Source organism: Streptomyces griseorubiginosus (assembly GCF_001514195.1).
GTDB classification, from domain to species: Bacteria; Actinomycetota; Actinomycetes; order Streptomycetales; family Streptomycetaceae; genus Streptomyces; species Streptomyces griseorubiginosus.
Window position 1 is genome coordinate 697,382 of record NZ_KQ948737.1, and the last position, 15,645, is coordinate 713,026.

13 protein-coding genes are annotated in these 15,645 nt (G+C 72.8%); 1 reads left to right on the forward strand and 12 read right to left on the reverse strand.

The annotated features are described in order from the left end of the window. Positions 1–26: 26 nt before the first annotated feature. The 7 genes from nicT to AQJ54_RS21520 form a co-directional block, all read right to left on the reverse strand. Positions 27–1,181, reverse strand: a complete 1,155-nt coding sequence (nicT, locus tag AQJ54_RS21490; RefSeq protein WP_062239792.1) for a Nickel transporter NicT — start codon at positions 1,179–1,181, stop codon at positions 27–29. A 127-nt stretch (positions 1,182–1,308) separates the two neighbouring features. Beyond that, positions 1,309–2,163, reverse strand: coding sequence for a proteasome subunit beta (prcB, locus tag AQJ54_RS21495; protein WP_062020862.1), 855 nt, complete (start codon positions 2,161–2,163; stop codon positions 1,309–1,311). A gap of 251 nt (positions 2,164–2,414) precedes the next feature. Next, complete coding sequence (locus AQJ54_RS21500) at positions 2,415–3,353, reverse strand: lysylphosphatidylglycerol synthase domain-containing protein (RefSeq protein WP_062239797.1); 939 nt, start codon at positions 3,351–3,353, stop codon at positions 2,415–2,417. Beyond that, positions 3,350–4,837: a hypothetical protein gene (locus AQJ54_RS21505; protein ID WP_062239799.1), complete on the reverse strand. Its 1,488-nt coding sequence runs from the start codon at positions 4,835–4,837 to the stop codon at positions 3,350–3,352. Before AQJ54_RS21505 ends, AQJ54_RS21500 begins: the two co-directional genes overlap by 4 nt. 137 nt (positions 4,838–4,974) lie before the next feature. Continuing rightward, entirely contained in the window at positions 4,975–7,329 is a 2,355-nt protein-coding gene (locus AQJ54_RS21510) for a glycoside hydrolase family 65 protein (RefSeq protein WP_062239803.1), read from the reverse strand. Then, the gene (locus tag AQJ54_RS21515) at positions 7,326–8,063 is read right to left on the reverse strand and encodes a beta-phosphoglucomutase family hydrolase (RefSeq protein ID WP_062239806.1); all 738 of its coding nucleotides are present in this window, start codon (positions 8,061–8,063) and stop codon (positions 7,326–7,328) included. Before AQJ54_RS21515 ends, AQJ54_RS21510 begins: the two co-directional genes overlap by 4 nt. A gap of 105 nt (positions 8,064–8,168) precedes the next feature. Then, on the reverse strand, positions 8,169–8,600 hold the full coding sequence (locus tag AQJ54_RS21520) for a YybH family protein (RefSeq protein WP_051735552.1): 432 nt from the start codon (positions 8,598–8,600) through the stop codon (positions 8,169–8,171). Between the two features lie 78 nt (positions 8,601–8,678). Between AQJ54_RS21520 and AQJ54_RS21525 the strand changes: the two genes are divergently transcribed. Then, positions 8,679–9,311, forward strand: a complete 633-nt coding sequence (locus AQJ54_RS21525; protein WP_062020224.1) for a nucleoside/nucleotide kinase family protein — start codon at positions 8,679–8,681, stop codon at positions 9,309–9,311. A gap of 100 nt (positions 9,312–9,411) precedes the next feature. Here the strand turns inward: AQJ54_RS21525 and AQJ54_RS21530 are convergent, their stop codons facing one another. The 5 genes from AQJ54_RS21530 to AQJ54_RS21550 form a co-directional block, all read right to left on the reverse strand. After that, entirely contained in the window at positions 9,412–10,563 is a 1,152-nt protein-coding gene (locus AQJ54_RS21530; RefSeq protein WP_062239809.1) for an NAD(P)/FAD-dependent oxidoreductase, read from the reverse strand. Next, positions 10,560–10,757, reverse strand: coding sequence for a ferredoxin (locus AQJ54_RS21535; RefSeq protein ID WP_062239812.1), 198 nt, complete (start codon positions 10,755–10,757; stop codon positions 10,560–10,562). The genes AQJ54_RS21530 and AQJ54_RS21535 overlap by 4 nt, the downstream gene beginning before the upstream one ends. Positions 10,758–10,769: 12 nt before the next feature. Continuing rightward, the gene (locus AQJ54_RS21540) at positions 10,770–11,954 is read right to left on the reverse strand and encodes a cytochrome P450 (RefSeq protein ID WP_062239815.1); all 1,185 of its coding nucleotides are present in this window, start codon (positions 11,952–11,954) and stop codon (positions 10,770–10,772) included. A 151-nt stretch (positions 11,955–12,105) separates the two neighbouring features. Next, a complete protein-coding gene (locus tag AQJ54_RS21545; RefSeq protein ID WP_062240499.1) occupies positions 12,106–13,938 on the reverse strand; it encodes a hypothetical protein in 1,833 nt (610 codons plus the stop codon). Between the two features lie 13 nt (positions 13,939–13,951). Beyond that, positions 13,952–15,643: a hypothetical protein gene (locus tag AQJ54_RS21550; protein WP_062239818.1), complete on the reverse strand. Its 1,692-nt coding sequence runs from the start codon at positions 15,641–15,643 to the stop codon at positions 13,952–13,954. Positions 15,644–15,645: the final 2 nt, after the last annotated feature.

Sequence of the window (15,645 nt, forward strand, 5' to 3'; positions counted from 1 at the left end):
CGGGCCGGCGCCGTCCCGACGGCCGGTCAGTCGGTGGGCTGTTCGGCGAGGCCCGCCGTCCACTTCTCCTCGATCCGGCCGAGCTTCCACACGACCAGGGCGACGATCCAGGTGGCGAAGAACAGGCCCACGATGACGAAGCCGAGCAGGTTGAGGTCGAGGCCGGCGATCCAGGTCCAGAAGGGGCCCTGGAGGTTCAGCTTGTCGGCGAGCAGGCCCAGGAGTTCGACCGTGCCGATGAGGAGGGCGACGGCGACCGACAGACCGGTGACCGTCAGGTTGTAGTAGACCTTGCGGACCGGCTTCGAGAAGGCCCAGCCGTAGGCGAAGTTCATGAAGGAGCCGTCGATGGTGTCCAGGAGGGACATGCCGGCGGCGAAGAGGACCGGCAGGGTGAGGATCGCGTACCAGGGCAGCCCCGAGGCGGCGCCGGAGCCGGCCAGGACCAGCAGGGCGATCTCCGTCGCCGTGTCGAAGCCCAGGCCGAACAGCAGGCCCAGCGGGTACATCTGCCACGGCCTGGTGATCGACCGCATGACCCGGCCCAGGAGGCGGTTCATGAAGCCACGGCTGTTCAGCTGCTCCTCCAGCGCCGCCTCGTCGTAGTGGCCCGAGCGCATCCGCCGGAACACCTTCCAGATGCCCACGAGGACCACCAGGTTGACCGCCGCGATGAGGTAGAGGAACGCGCCCGAGACGGTCGTGCCGATCAGGCCGGTCACGTCGTGGAGGCGGGAGTCACCGTCGCGCACGGGCCCCGCGAGGGCCTTCACGCCCAGCGAGAGCAGCAGGGCCAGGACGAAGACCACGCTGGAGTGGCCGAGCGAGAACCAGAACCCGACCGACAGCGGCCGTTGCCCCTCCCCCATCAGCTTGCGGGTGGTGTTGTCGATCGCCGCGATGTGGTCGGCGTCGAAGGCGTGCCGCATCCCGAGGGTGTAGGCGGTCACGCCGATGCCGACGCCGAAGGACTTCTCGCCGACGCTGTAGTGGTGCGGGGCGACGATCGCCACCAGCGTGACCCAGCCGACGACGTGCAGCGCCACCACGACCGCGGCCATGCCGCCCGCCCTGACCCACTCCTGCCGCGTCATGGAGTGCCGGACGCGGTGCCATACCGAGCCCCTCGCGGGGGCGGTGGCGGGGAGGAGGGGCGGAGCGGAGTCAGGGGCGGCCGTCATCGGGCGGAGCATCCTTTGCGAGGAGGTACGGCCGCGCTCAGCAGCCTTGTGCCATCCTCCGGTACCTGCAAGTCATGTGCAGTAAAGCCCGTGGCAGGTCTTTGTCACGACTGGGGAAAGTACCCGGTCAGGGCGTCGCGTTCGGCCCGTCCGGCCTGGACCGCCGCTGCTCGACCATCTCCCGGCTGAGTGCCGCTGTCTCCGTCTCGGGCAGTCGCTCGAAGCCGTCCTCGGTGATGACGGAGACGATGGGGAAGATCTGCCGGCTGATGTCCGGGCCACCGGTCGCGGAGTCGTCGTCGGCCGCGTCGTAGAGCGCCTGGAGCGCGGTGAGCGCGGCCTCGCGGCGGTCGAGTCCCGTGCGGAACAGCTTCTTGAGCGCGCCTCTGGCGTACGGCGAGCCGGAGCCCTCGGCGTGGAAGCCGGCCTTCTCGTAGAGCCCGCCCGCGATGTCGAAGCTGAAGATGCGGCCCCGTTCACCCGCGGTCCGGGCCGGGTCGTAGCCGACGAGGAGGGGGACGACGGCGAGGCCCTGCATGGCCTGGCCGAGGTTCTGCCGGATCATGCCGGCCAGGCGGCGCGCCTTGCCGTCGAGGGTCATGGCGACGCCCTCGATCTTCTCGAAGTGGGCGAGTTCGACCTGGTAGAGCTTGACCATGTCGAGGGCGAGTCCGACGGTGCCGGCGAAGGCGACCGCCGTGTGGTCGTCGGCCGGGTGCACCTTCTCCAGGTCGCGCTGGGCGATCAGGTTGCCCATGGTGGCCCTGCGGTCGCCGGCGATGAGGACGCCGTCGCGGAAGGAGAGGGCGAGCACGGTGGTGCCGTGCGGCACCTGCTCCGGGGCGGCCCGCACACCGTCGGGCAGGACCCTGCGGGTGCTCAGCAGCTCGGGGCGGTGGGCCGCGAGGAACTCGGTGAAGGACGAGGAGCCCGGGGTGAAGAACTCCTCCCCCAGCCGCCCGCCGTGCTCGTTCCCCGTCATGGCACTCCCCTCGCCTTCGGCCGACATCCGGAGTCCTACCAGAAGCACGGCGCCCGGAAACTCCGCCGAATTCGCCGGCCGCCTCGACCCCCGACCGCGTCGAGCGGGCTCTCGACAGGAGCGCGGCGGCATGAGCACCCATGTCGAGGTCCTCGTCGTAGGTGCCGGGATCTGGTGTGCAGAGCGGCGTCGGGGACGGCCGGGAGGGGCCGCAGGCCCATGAAGTCGGCGCCCATCGCCCCCGTGCGGGCTCACAGCGCCTTGCGGCGGACGAGCAGAGCGAGCACCACCAGGCCGGGCAGCAGGGGCAGCCACACCGTCAGCAACCGGTAGCCGAGCACCGCGGAGGCGGCCGCCACCCCCGGCGCTCCGCCCGCGGTGAGGGCGAGGGCGAGCGCCGCGTCGAGGGAGCCGAGGCCGCCGGGGGTGGGCAGCAGGGCGGCCGCGCTGCTCGCGGTGAGGTAGAGCAGCGCCACCAGGGGCGGGGCCAGCGGCAGCGCGACGGCGCGCGTGACGGCGATCAGCACGACCGCGTGCAGTACGGCGAAGCCCAGCGAGCCGCCCCACAGGGCGAGCGCGCGACAGGGTCGTGCGTGGACCGCCCTGATGTCGGCCAGGACGAGCGCCAGGGCTCCCCGGCACCGCGGCCACAGCACGGCCGTGAGGAGTCCCGCGATCGTGGCGCCCGCCCCGGCCGCGACCAGCCACCCGGCGTACGGGCGAGGCAGCCCGAGGACACCGGGGCAGGCCGTCGCGAGGACGGCGATGAGGGCGGCCCGCACCAGCCCGCCCGCGGTGGCCTTCACGGCGAGCGCGGTCGCCGAGCGTCCGGCGGACATCCCGCACCGCATGAGGAAGCGCAGGTTGACCGCGCCGCTGCCGAGTCCGGCGGGCACCAGCTGGCCCGCGGCACCGGCGGCGAACTGCGCGGCCACCAGCCGTCTGGCCGGCAACGTCCGTAGCACCGCGCCCTGTTGGGCCAGTGCCGAGCACATCCAGGTCACCGCGGCGGCCGTGGCGGCGACGAGCAGCCAGCCCGGATCGGCCAGGGCGAGCCGCAGCGCACCGGTCTCCAGCGCGGACCAGTGGCTGCGGGCCAGGTACCCGGTGGCCGTCAGCACGGCGAGCGTGAGGGCGAGTTGCCCGTACACGCGCCTGCGGCCGGGGGCGGTGACCTGGTCGGCCGTCATGTCGGGCCGCGTTCGCTCTGGCTCGGCGCGATGTGGAGGTCCATCCCGGCGGCGGGCCGGGTGGGCCAGTCGCGGGCGTAGGCGGGCGGCTCGGCACCGTGCTCGGTGAGCACGGCGACGGGCATGCGGCGGGACGCGCCGAGGATCCTGGACTCGGTGCTGTTGGTGTTGGGGCCGAAGGCGGCGGCCGAGTGGCACCCGGCGTAGTAGGCGACGGGGACCGACAGGTAGCCGGTGAGCACACAGGGCGGCCGCACGCCCAGGCGGTGCAGCTCGGCCGCGGTGTCCGCCCAGTCCTGGTGGGAGTCGGTGGTGCGTTTCACGGTGCGCTCCAGCACGGCGTACTGCACCGCCAGATGCCCCGCGAGCCCGATCGCGAGGACCGTCGCCGCGACCGGACGCCACCGGCCCGCCGGGGTGGTCGCGAGGTGGAACAGCGCGTCGGCGACCGGAATCGCCATCAGGAGGTAGGCGGGCAGCAGGAAGCGGGGGGCCGCGTAGCCGATCAGGAAGAGGTAGGGCACGGCGGCCGTCGTGGCGCAGGCCAGCGGGACGAGGGTGCGGGCCGTGCGCCCGGCCCGGACCGCGACCACCAGACCGACGGCGGCCAGCAGCGGCAGAACGGCCCACCACGTCATGATCGCCGGGTTGGGCAGCGGGCCGGTGCACGGGCGGCACAGGGCCCGGCCGCCGAGGCTGCGCAGCTGGTCGACGACGGCGAACTGCGGGCCGAGGCCGCCCTGGATGCGGGATCCCTCGTGCAGTCGCTCGGCGAGACCGCCGTAGCTGATGTACGCCTCGATCACCCACTGCACACCGCCCAGGACCAGCCCGGCCACGAGCGCGACGGCGGGGCGCGGGCGCCGGGTGACGGCGGCGACGACGAACAGCGGAAGGGTGGTCCACACGGCGTCGGTGGGCCGCATCCACGCCATGAGCGCGGCACCGGCCACGACTCCCCACAGGGCCCTCGGGTGCTCGCGGGCCCGCAGGAAGCAGCCCACCGTGCCCAGCGCCCCGACGGCGACCCAGTAGTTGGGCATGGCCTGCGGGCCGTAGAACACGGTGATCCACAGGGAGGCGAACAGGGCGCCGCCGACGGCCAGGACGCGGTCCGGGAAGAGGCCGCGCCAGGTGCGCAGGGCCAGGTAGAGGGCGAGGCCGGACAGGACGGCGAGGTACACGCGCAGGAGTTCGGTCGAGGTCGACCAGCTCGCGATCGGGGCCACCAGGAGCGAGACGCCACGGGCGCGCGGGGCACTGAAGAAGGCGGCCGGGGCCTGGGTTCCGACCTGGCTGACGTACACGGTCTCGTCCCAGCCGAGGCCCATCCCGGGTCGGACGAGGACGAGTTGGGCCAGGGTGAAGGCGGCGGCCACCGCCGCGATCAGCCACTGGCCCCGGTCTCGCAAGGACGTGCCGGGGGGATCCGGCTCGGTACGTCGCCGCGCACCGTCGAGCAGGGCGCTGTCGCCGTGGGCCATCGTCCTCTTCCACCCCTCACCCCGGCTGCCGCGGGGACTGGTCCATTACACAAAGGCAGGGACAAAGTAACCCGCGGCGCAGGGGGGTGCAGGGTGGAGTTCGGCCAAGCGGCGACTGGCCGGATCGCCGTCCTGGCTCAGCGCGCGTGCGGGGCGCGGTGCGGGGGCTGGTCCGGGGCCGGGCGGTCGCGCGGCGCGGGGACGGGGCGGACGACGGGGCCGTCGCCGTTCAGGGTCAGCGGGGTGCCGTGGTGGCTGATCGTCAGCGGGGCGCCCGACACCAGGGTGTACGTCGCCTTGTCCGGGCCGATCTCCACCCGCAGACACCGGTCCAGGAGCCGGAGGTTGAAGGCGAGCCGGCTGAACCGCTCGGGCAGGCGGGGGGCGAACCGGAGCGAGGCGCCGTCCCGGCGCAGTCCGCCGAATCCGGCGACCAGGGCCGTCCAGGTGCCGGCGAGGGAGGCGATGTGGAGTCCGTCGCGGGTGTTGTTCTCCAGGTCCGCGAGGTCCATCAGGGCCGCCTCCGCCGTGTAGGCGTAGGCCAGGGACAGGTGTCCGGCGCGGGCGGCGACGACCGCCTGGACGCAGGCCGACAGAGAGGAGTCGCGGACCGTCAGCGGCTCGTAGTAGGCGAAGTTGCGGGCGATCCGCTCCTCGTCGTGGAACTCCTCGAACCAGTTGCTGCACAGGTACATCGCCAGCACCAGGTCGGCCTGTTTGACGACCTGTTTGCGGTAGAGGTCGAAGTAGGGGAAGTGCAGCATGAGCGGGTACTGGTCGGCGCGCGTGCCGGCGAAGTCCCACTGCTGGTGACGGGTGAAGCCGGCGTGCTGTTCGTGCACGCCGAGTTCGTCGTTGTAGGGGATGTGCACGGCCTCGGCGGCGTCGCGCCAGGCCGCGCTCTCCTCGTCGTCGACGCCGAGGGCCGCTGCCTGGTGCGGGTGGCGGGCGCATGCCTCGGCGGCCGCCAGGAGGTTCGCACGGGCCATCAGGTTGGTGTACGTGTTGTCGTCGGCGACGGCGCTGTACTCGTCGGGCCCGGTGACGCCGTCGATGTGGAAGACGCCCCGGTGGTCGTGGTGGCCGAGCGAGCGCCACAACCGGGCGGTCTCCACGAGGAGTTCGACTCCGGTGTCGCGCTCGAAGTCCAGGTCGCCGGTGGCCTCGGTGTAGCGCACCACGGCGTCCGCGACGGCCGCGTTGACGTGGAAGGCGGCGGTGCCGGCGGGCCAGTACGCCGATCCTTCCGAGCCGTCGATGGTCCGCCAGGGGAACGCGGCGCCGCGCAGGCCGAGTTGGACGGCGCGATCGCGAGCGGCGGGCAGGGTGTGCTGCCGCCAGCGCAGGGCCTCGGCGACGGCTCGGGGCTCGGTGTAGGTGAGCAGGGGCAGCACGAAGGTCTCGGTGTCCCAGAAGGCGTGGCCGTCGTAGCCGGAGCCGGTCAACCCCTTGGCGGGGATGGCCCGTTGCTCGGCGCGGGCACCGGCCTGGAGGACGTGGAAGAGGGCGAAGCGGACCGCCTGCTGGATCTCCTCGTCGCCGTCGACCTCGACGTCGGCGCGGGCCCAGAAGTCGTCGAGGTAGCCGCGCTGTTCGTCGAGGAGACCGTCCCAGCCGCTGTGGGCGGCGGCCGCGAGAGCCGCGTCCACCTGGTCGCTCATCGCGGGCCGGGAGCGGACACCGGACCAGCCGTGCGCGACCAGCTTCTCCACCCGCAGCCGCTGTCCCGGCTCCAGCACGGAGGTGACGGTCAGCCGGGCCAGGTCCACCATCTCCTCGCTGCTGGTGGTGGTGCGCCCGGGTCCGTCGATCACATGGTCGGCGGCCACGGCGACCCGCAGTCCGCTCTGCCGGGTGCGGTGCACGAGGCGCAGCCGGGTGCCGTCGGCGAAGCCCTCCTCGTGTTCGAGAGGCGACTTGAGGGCCTTGGCGGCGCGCGGGTCGCCGTTCGGCGAGGGCAGGCTCTCGTTGGTGACCAGCTCGGACTGGATCACCACTCGGGTGCGGCTGTCGACGGGCTCCACCTCGTAGGCCACGGCGGCGATCGCCCGCTGGGTGAGGGAGACCAGCCGGGTGGAGCGCACCCTGATCCGTGAGCCGGCCGGCGAGATCCACTCGCAGGTCCGCTCCAGGACGCCCCGGCGCAGGTCGAGGGTGCGTTCGTGGGAGACGAGACGGCCGTAGCGCAGGTCGAAGGGCTCGTCGTCGACGAGGAGCCGCAGGATCTTGCCGTTGGTGACGTCGATGACGGTCTGGCCGGACTCCGGGTAGCCGTATCCGGCCTCGGCGTACGGCAGCGGGTGCAGTTCGTGGACGCCGTTGAGGTAGGAGCCGGGCAGGCCGTGCGGTTCGCCCTCGTCGAGGTTGCCGCGCCAGCCGACATGGCCGTTGGACAGGGCGAACACGGACTCGCTCTGGGCGAGGACGTCGAGGTTGAGGGCGGTCTCGCGGACCGCCCAGGGCTCGACGGTGTAGGAGCGTTGGGTGATCACGCGTGTCCTCCCAGTTCGGCGAGACCCTTCACGACGATGTCGGCGCCGTGCTCGTAGAGGGCGTCCCCCTGTCCGACCCGGTCGAGGCCGACGACGTATCCGAAGCCGCCCGCGCGGCCCGCGTCCATGCCGGCGAGGGCGTCCTCGAAGACGGCGGAGCGTCGTGCGTCCAGGCCCAGGTCCTCGGCGGCGGCCAGGAAGGTGTCCGGGCGCGGCTTGCCGGGCAGCTTCCGCTCCTTGGCGACCACGCCATCCACGCGTACGTCGAAGAGGTCCTCGGCGTCGATCGCGCGCAGCACATCACGGCAGTTGGCGCTGGAGGAGACGATCGCGGTGCGCAGCCCCCGGGCACGGGCCTCGCGGATGTAGGCCAGGGTGTCGTCGTAGGCCTCGACGCCGTCGGTGCGGATCTTCTCCAGGACGAGGGCGTTCTTGCGGTTGCCTAGGCCGTTGACCGTCTCGGCGCCCGGTGGGTCGTCCGCGCTCCCCTCGGGCAGGTCGATGCCGCGGGAAGCGAGGAAGGTGCGGACTCCGTCGGCCCGTGGCAGACCGTCGACGTACTGGTCGTAGTCGTGGTCGTCGAAGGGCCGGAAGTCCTCGCCCTCGCGTTCGCGCAGGAACGCGTCGAACATCTCCTTCCAGGCTGCCGCGTGCACGACGGCCGTCTTCGTGACGACCCCGTCGAGGTCGAAGAGGCAGGCCTTGATGTCTTCCGGGAGACCGAGATCCGTCATACAGGGACCGGTTCCCGGTCTGCGGCTTCGTCAACAGGTCGATTCGGTGTCTTCGGCTTCGTCAACAGATCGATTCAGTGTCTTCGGCTTCGTCAGCAGGTCGATTCAGTCGTGCGGGAACGAGTGGTGCTCGTGCGCCACCAGCCAACGGCCGCGTTCCTTGCGCAGCCCGAGGGTGAGCCGGAGGCGGACGTCCGGGTGCGCGGCGAGCTCCTCCGGGGTGGCGCAGCGCAGCAGGGCGTGGGCGTAGGCGACGTCGGTGCCGGCGGTGACGTCGAGGGTCTCGATGTCGAAGCAGGCGCCCTGGGCCTGCCAGGCGAAGAAGGGCGGCCAGTGCGCGCGGTAGGCGGCCAGCCCCCGGATGCCGTGGTGGGGCGGCGGCACGTCGTACAGCACGATGTCCTGGGCGTGGTCGGCCACCACACCCGCGAGGTCACCGCGGTGCACGGCGGCGGCCCACGCCGTGACGAGGGCGCGGATCTGCGCCTCGTCGTCCCCGGCGTCCGGGGCGTCGGTCCGGTAGGAGTACTGGGGCACGGCTGGGGCTCCTTTCTCCCCCTTCCGCACTCCAGGGTGCCTGGTCGGCCTGCGGTCCTCGAATGAAAGACTCGGCGTGTGCCGCTGACCTTCGACGACCTTGTGATCCGAGCGCGTTCCCTCGCCCAGGACGACCGGCGGGCGGTCCTCGGGATCGCCGGCTCCCCCGGCTCGGGCAAGACGACCCTTGCCGAACGGCTGGTGCGGGCGCTGAACGGCCCGGGCGAGCCCTGGGTGGCGCACGTCCCCATGGACGGCTTCCACCTCGCCGACGTGGAGCTGGACCGGCTCGGTCTGCGCGACCGCAAGGGGGCGCCCGAGACCTTCGACGCGGCCGGGTACGCGGCACTGCTGCGGAGGCTGCGCGAGGAGCCGGACGGCGCCGTGGTGTACGCGCCGGGTTTCGAGCGGGTCCTGGAGCAGCCGATCGCCGGTGCGGTCCCGGTGCTCCCGACCGCCCGTCTGATCGTCACCGAGGGCAACTACCTGCTGCTGTGGCCGCGGGTCCGGTCACAGCTGGACGAGGTGTGGTTCTGCGAGCCGGACGAGGAGGAGCGGCTGCGCCGGCTGATCGCCCGGCACGAGGAGTTCGGCAAGACCCACGCGGAGGCGGTGGCGTGGGTGCTGCGTTCGGACCAGCCCAACGCGGAGCTGGTCGCGGCGACCCGGGACCGGGCGGATCTCGTGGTGCCGGCGACGGTGCTGGTCTGAGGCTTGCGGCCACCGTGACGCTGACGGCTGAGTCACTCTGTCACGGTGACGCTGACGGCTGCGTCACTCTGTGGAGGACGTGGCCGCCAGGCCCGTGGCGTCAGTCTGAGGAGGACGTGGCCGCCAGCGCCCGTAGCGCCGCGACCGGCTTGCGCAGTCCGTAGGCGACCGCCGTCGACGTGCCGTCGGCATGGTTCCAGGTCAGCAGGGCGCGCCCGTCGGCCACGCTGCCCTGCACCGCGGTCGGTTCGCCGAGGAGCGGCAGACGGCCGACGACCTTGACGGAGAGACCGGTGACCTCGGTCCAGAAGTAGTCGTCGTGCGCCGGCCCCGGCAGAGGCAGGCCGAGTGCCGAAGCAGCGGCGGCCCTGCCCTGGGCGACGGCGTTGGACCAGAAGGGCGCACGCCGGTCGGGCTGGGTGCCCTGGGCACGGAGGTAGGTGACGTCACCGGCGGCGAACACCCCGGGCACGGTGGTGGCGCAGGCGTGGTCGATGCCGACGCCGAGGCGGCCGGCGAGGCCCGTCCCTTCCAGCCAGTCGACGCAGGGGATTTCTCCGGCACAGGTGACCACGAGGTCCGCGGTGAGTTCGGTGCCGTCGGGGAGCGCCACGCCGCGCACCGGGTCGCCGGTCAGGGTGGCGAAGCCGCTGGCCTGGAGGAAGCGGATGCCGTGGGTCGCGGCACGTGCGGTGATCTCGGCGGACAGGTAGGCGCCGAGGACGCGTTCCAGCGGCCGGTCGGTGTCCACGACGGTCACCGGGATGCCGCGGGCGGCACAGGCACTGGCCACCTCCATGCCGAGGAAACCGGCGCCGACCACGATCGCCGACGTGGCGTCCGCCAGGCGGGCGCGGAGCCGGCGGGCGTCCTCCAGGGTGCGCAGGACGAGTTCGCCCCGCTGTCCGGGGGCGGCGAGCCGGCGGGCGCCCGCGCCGGTGGCGACGATCAGCGCGTCGTAGCCGATCCGGCGGCCGTCGGCGGTGGTGACGGTGCGCCGGTCGGTGTCGGCGGCGACGGCGGGCGAACGGATGACGTCGACGTCGAGGCCGTCGAGCGCCAGGCCGAGCGTCTCGTCGGCGGAGGGGTCCTTCAGGACCACCTTCGACAGGGGCGGGCGGGAGTACGCGCCCTGTTCCTCGGCGCCGACGAGGGTGAGCGGCCCGGCGTGGCCGAGGGCACGCAGGTGGCGGACGGCGGTGGTGCCGGCGAGCGACTCGCCGACGACGAGCACCGAGCGCGCAGCGGTCACGTGAGGACTCGCAGGGCGGCGACCGGGCAGGCGTTGACGGCCGCCCGGGCGGCGGGCCGGCTCTCGTCGGGGACGACGGTGCCCTCGAAGCGGTAGGTGAGTTCGGCGTCGTCGTCCAGGCTGAAGACGTCGGGGGCCTGGTCGGCGCACAGACCGTGGCCTTCGCAGCGCGGGTAGTCGACGGAGATCTTCATGGTGCTGTCCGTTCAGGCGGGGATGAGTTCCAGCGGCAGGCGTTCGAGGCGGTGGATGACGTTGTTCAGGGCCCACTCGGGCGGGCCGGTCGTCTCGATGCGGTCGACGCGTTCGACCAGGGCGCGCAGGATCGCGGAGGTCTCCATGCGGGCCAGGCCCTGTCCGGCGCAGCCGTGGGTGCCCTGCCCGAAGCCGAGCTGGCGGGCGGCGTCGCGACGGATGTCGAAGGTGTCCGGGTCGTCCCACTCGAGCGGGTCGCGGTTGGCGGAGCCGTAGAGGACCAGCAGCCGGGAGCCCTTGGGGATGGCGGTGCCGGCGAGCTCCGTGTCGCGGGTGGCGGTCCGGGAGAAGGCCCGGATCGGGGATTGGTGGCGGACGACCTCGTTGACCGCTTTCGGGACGAGGTCCGGGTCGGCCTTCAGAAGGCGCCACTGTTCGGGGTGAAGGGCGAACAGGTACAGGGCACTCGAGATGGCGCTGATGGTGGTGTCCAGGGAGGGCGCCAGGTAGTCGATCATCATGGTGGCGCACTCCGCGGGCATGATCCGGCCCTCGTCGGCGGCGAGCAGCAGGTCGTGGCCCATGCTGCCGTCCAGTGCGGACCGGTCGCGCACGACAGCGCGCGCGTAGCGCATCATGCCGAGGGACGCGGGGAGGGTGCGGGCCGCCTGGCAGTTGAGGGGGCCCAGGGCGTCGAAGGTGGCGCCGGCCCAGCGCAGCAGGTGCTCACGGCCCTGTTGGGGCCAGCCGACCAGGTCGGGGACGACGGACATCGGCAGCGCCGTGGCGACCTCGACGGCGTCGACGGTCCGGCGGGCCACGGCGTCCTCTGCGACGGCGGCGGCCTGCTGGTCGACGGTGTCCTTCATCGTGCGCAGCGCCCGGGGAGTGAGGCGGTGCGCGAGGAGGGAGCGGCGGCGGGCGTGGTCCTCACCGTCGCTGAACAGCGTGGTCCCCTGGCCCACCCGGTTGGCGACCGGGTTGAGGCCGACGCCTCCCGAGGAGGCGAAGGTGTCGTCGTCCAGCAGCACTTGCCTACACTCGGCGTAGCGCGGCAGGGCGTAGACCTTGTGCTTGCTCAGCCAGACCACGGGGCCGAGTTCCCGCAGTGCGGCGTAGTGGGGATACGTGTCGCGGATGGCCGAGGCCGAGTACAGATCAGGCCGGTAGACGGGGATGTCGGTACGCAGGGGCACGGGGAGCCCTCCTGGAAGAAGCCGTGAGAGCGCGGCACAGCAGCAGCAGTGATGAAAGCATCAGGGTTGATGGAATGGGCGTCAAGAGTTACGCCACAGTTAAACCGATGAAATCATCAGAACTGCTGATGTCCAGGAAAAGCTCGGTCCGTCAGCCGGCCGACAGGGTCAGTTCCGGCTCCCCGTGGGCGTCGCCCGCCACCTCCCCGAGCTGCGCCGTGAACGCCTCCGTGCGGATCGTGAGCCCGGCGCCGTCCCGGGTGAAGGTCGCCGTGAGCGCTTCGCCGGGGCCGTACCGGACGGCGAAGGCGTGCAGGTCGTCCGGGGCTTCGGGGGCGGGGTCCGCCTCCAGCGCCGTGGAACTGACCAGGTGCCGCCACCCCTCGTCGGGGTTGCCGTACCCGCGCGGGTCCTCGGCCAGCGCAAACGCGGCCAGCTCCTGGGTCGTCTCCGTACGGGCGTCGAAGTGGTCGATGCCCTCATCCGACGGGTGCGTCAGCCGCAGCGCACCCACGGAGGTCACCTCGCCCTCGGCCGTACGGCGCACCCGGTCGCCGTCGTCCTCGGCGTAGGGCAGCCCGGCCAGCAGGTAGGGCGTGCCGGGGAGGCGTTCCACGGTCACCGTGGTCCACAGGCTCGTGCCGTCGGTGACGTACAGGGACTGGACGTGCCGCAGGACGTGGTCGCGGCCGACGACGGGCTTGGTGACGAGCTTGGCGGTGAGGCCGTCGGAGCGCACGTCACGGACCCGGACCTCGCCCATGGGGCGGCACAGCAGGAAGCCGTCGACGACCGGTCCGAAGCCGTGCTGGCGGTTCACGGCCGCCGGCAGGTAGTAGGTGCCCGCCGCCTCGACGACCGCGGGAGTCATCCTCGAGTCGAAGGCCACCGAGACCGTGCCCGCGCGCAGTTGGTGGCGGGCGATGGCAATGGAGGGATCCCGGTGCCAGCGCGAGGTGTCCTGGCTCTGCCAGACCAGCATCCAGGCGAAGTGGCCGTCCACCCCGCCGTCCTCCTTGACGGCATGACGGGCCCAGCGGCTGTCGGCGCGGTAGCGGCCGAGGTCGGCGCCGATCCGGGCGCCGAAGTAGCGCAGGCCGAGGACCGACTCGAAGGCGGAGTGCTGCTCGCTGTAGCGCGGGCCGCCGTTGTCGAAGCCGCCGCCCGTCAGCCGGGCGTCGATGTAACGGGCCAGCGTGTCGCCGTCCTCGGCGAAGATCTCCTCGCCGCTGACGCGGTGGGCCTGGGCCAGGAAGGACAGGGAGATCGGGCCGTAGTTGTTGTCGTAGGCGCCGCCGTGCTCGGGGGGCAGGGCCGCGCCGCGGTCGGTGACGCGGTGCGCGTGGATCTCGTCGGTGTACAGCCGGAGCGCCCGCGCACGGACCGACTCCCCTTCCGCGCCCGGGAGATGGGCGGCCAGCATCAGACCGCCGACCACGCAGCCGATGGCCTGGTTCCCCGCCTCCTGCGGGTTGAAGAAGGTCGCCTCGGTGAGCCAGCGCCAGTATCCGCGGGCCACGTCCAGGAGTTCGGCGCGCTGCGCGTCGTCGACCAGGCCGTCGGCGGCGTCGAGGAGGTTCACGGCCTGGAGCAGCGCCCACACCGTGCTCGGCCAGTCCCCGATGGGGTGGGCGCCGGCTGCCAGGGTGTAACGGGCGTACGGCAGACCGGAGTTGCGCACCCTGAGATTCGGATAGCCCGGGTTGTCGTCGGTGTAGACCCGCTCGCGCAGGTGGAAGGCGAGGCTGCGGGCGACCGCCTCCGGCAGCCTCGGGTCCTTGCCGCGCTGCCAGGCGTGGGCGAGCAGCGAGGTGATGCCGAGGGAGGTGTCGCCGATGTCGTCGTCGCAGTCGGGGTGTTCGAGGTTGCCCTCGGGGGTGAGGCGGGCGAGGGCCTGTTCGGTGACGTCGGCGAGGACGGCGTCGTAGGCCTCCGGGGTGTCCGGCAGGTCGTGCAGCGGCGCGAGCTGGCGTGGGAGGTGCAAGGAGATCAGCCCTTCAGGCCGGGGAGCCGGCACGCAGTGCGAGGGTCAGTGTCTGCGGTCCGTGCCCACCGAGGTACACGCGGTTCCCGGTCGTCGCGTCGGTGCCGCCGGCCACGGTGTAGTCCTGCCCGGGGTCGTAGCTCAGCACGTCGCTCCGGTCCGGTCCGACGAGCGGTTCGCCCGTCTCGACGGCGGCCTCGACCCGGATCTCGTCGTCGCCGACACGGTAGGTCAGGGGCTCGGTCGTCATGCACCAGCGTCCGTCGCCGAGCGGTACGGCGCCCTGCGGCTCGCCGCCCGGCCGGAAGGTCAGTTCGAGGGACCACGGCACCGGCGGGCCGCTGATGTCGATCCGCAGGTCGGCCCCGTCGTCCCGCAGGTCGACCTCGATCCGGGTGGTGTGGGAGACCTCGTCCTGGGGGCGGTCGGGGAAGGCCATCGCCGCGGAGAAGCGGCCCTCGTCCACCAGGCGGTAGGCGCCGTCGTCGCGCCTGCGGTCCTTCGGGAGGGGCTGGTAGTAGGCGCTGGTGAGGGTCTGGGTGAGCCGGTAACGGTGGTCGGCGAGCCGTTCCATGCCGGCGGCGCGGAAGGGGCCCAGGTCGAAGAAGCCGCAGGAGAGCCGGACCGCGTCGAGGACGGCGGCACCGGCGAACAGGCGCAGGAAGGTGGGGTTGCAGGCCAGGCCCGAGCGGATGCGCCGGTGCTCGGGCACGTCGGAGCCGCCGTACACCACGGTGTGCGCGGTGTCCGAGACGTGTGCGGCGAGGCGTGCGGTGGGGAGGTACCGGTCGCGCGGGAGTTCCTCCGGGTCCGGGGCCGGAAGGGGGCGGGCCAGATCCGGGGTGAGGAGGATCTGGGCGAGCAGGTCGGGGTCGTGGATGCCGTCCGCGGCCGCCAGACGGGCCGCGCGGGCGAAGTCGCCCCGGCCGGTGCGGATCGCGAGCAACCGGTAGTGCGGGAGGTAGGGCCACAGCGCGAAGGACTGCTTCTGGTCCTGGCGGCGCGAGTGGACGGTCTCCACCGTGCCGTCCGGCCTGATGAGGTCCAGGGTCGCGGTGAGGTTGCGCTCGACGGCGTCCACCAGGTCGGGACGCCCGAGCACCTCCGCCAGGAGCAGCAGCGCCGGGATGGTCACGATGGACGCGTAGACGGCACTGCGCTCCGAGTACAGACCCTCGGCGTCGATGTCGACGCCCTCGGCGAGCCACTCCTCGGCGCGGGCGAGCAGCCGGTCGTCGGGGAAGGACCGGTGCAGCCGGGCCAGCGCCGCGGACAGCTCCCAGCGGTGGTTGGGGGTGTGCACCCCACCGGTCAGGAGACTCTCGGTGGCGGCGCCGGCGATCTCGGCGAGCGCGGCCGAGACGTCGGCCATGTCGGGCCCCGCGGCCGCCGCCAGGACATACGCGTCGCACACGTCGTTGACGGTGAACGCGGAGTCCGGCGGCGACTGCACGTTGTCGCCGCCCGCGAAGAGACCGGAGGCCGTCTGCACGGATCGCAGGGCACGCAGGTGGGTCAGCGCGGCGGCGACGGCCCGCTCGCTGCCGTGCAGGGCCGACTCCGGCGAGCGGTACGCCGCGACCAGGGTCTTCACCCGCCGGGCGAGGGCGCGGTGCGGCTCGATGAACTCCGCCGACGGGTCGGAGGACCCGTCGGCGGCGAGCGCTGCCGCGCGGACGAACTCGTGGTCGAGCGGGAAGGGCAAGG

Excerpts from the sequence above, each read along its gene's own strand:
- AQJ54_RS21500 (WP_062239797.1), bottom strand. The coding sequence starts at position 3,353 with ATGACGGCCGACCAGGTCACCGCCCCCGGCCGCAGGCGCGTGTACGGG.
- prcB (WP_062020862.1), bottom strand. The coding sequence starts at position 2,163 with ATGACGGGGAACGAGCACGGCGGGCGGCTGGGGGAGGAGTTCTTCACC.
- AQJ54_RS21505 (WP_062239799.1), bottom strand. The coding sequence starts at position 4,837 with ATGGCCCACGGCGACAGCGCCCTGCTCGACGGTGCGCGGCGACGTACC.
- AQJ54_RS21535 (WP_062239812.1), bottom strand. The coding sequence starts at position 10,757 with ATGAAGATCTCCGTCGACTACCCGCGCTGCGAAGGCCACGGTCTGTGC.
- nicT (WP_062239792.1), bottom strand. The coding sequence starts at position 1,181 with ATGACGGCCGCCCCTGACTCCGCTCCGCCCCTCCTCCCCGCCACCGCC.
- AQJ54_RS21515 (WP_062239806.1), bottom strand. The coding sequence starts at position 8,063 with ATGACGGATCTCGGTCTCCCGGAAGACATCAAGGCCTGCCTCTTCGAC.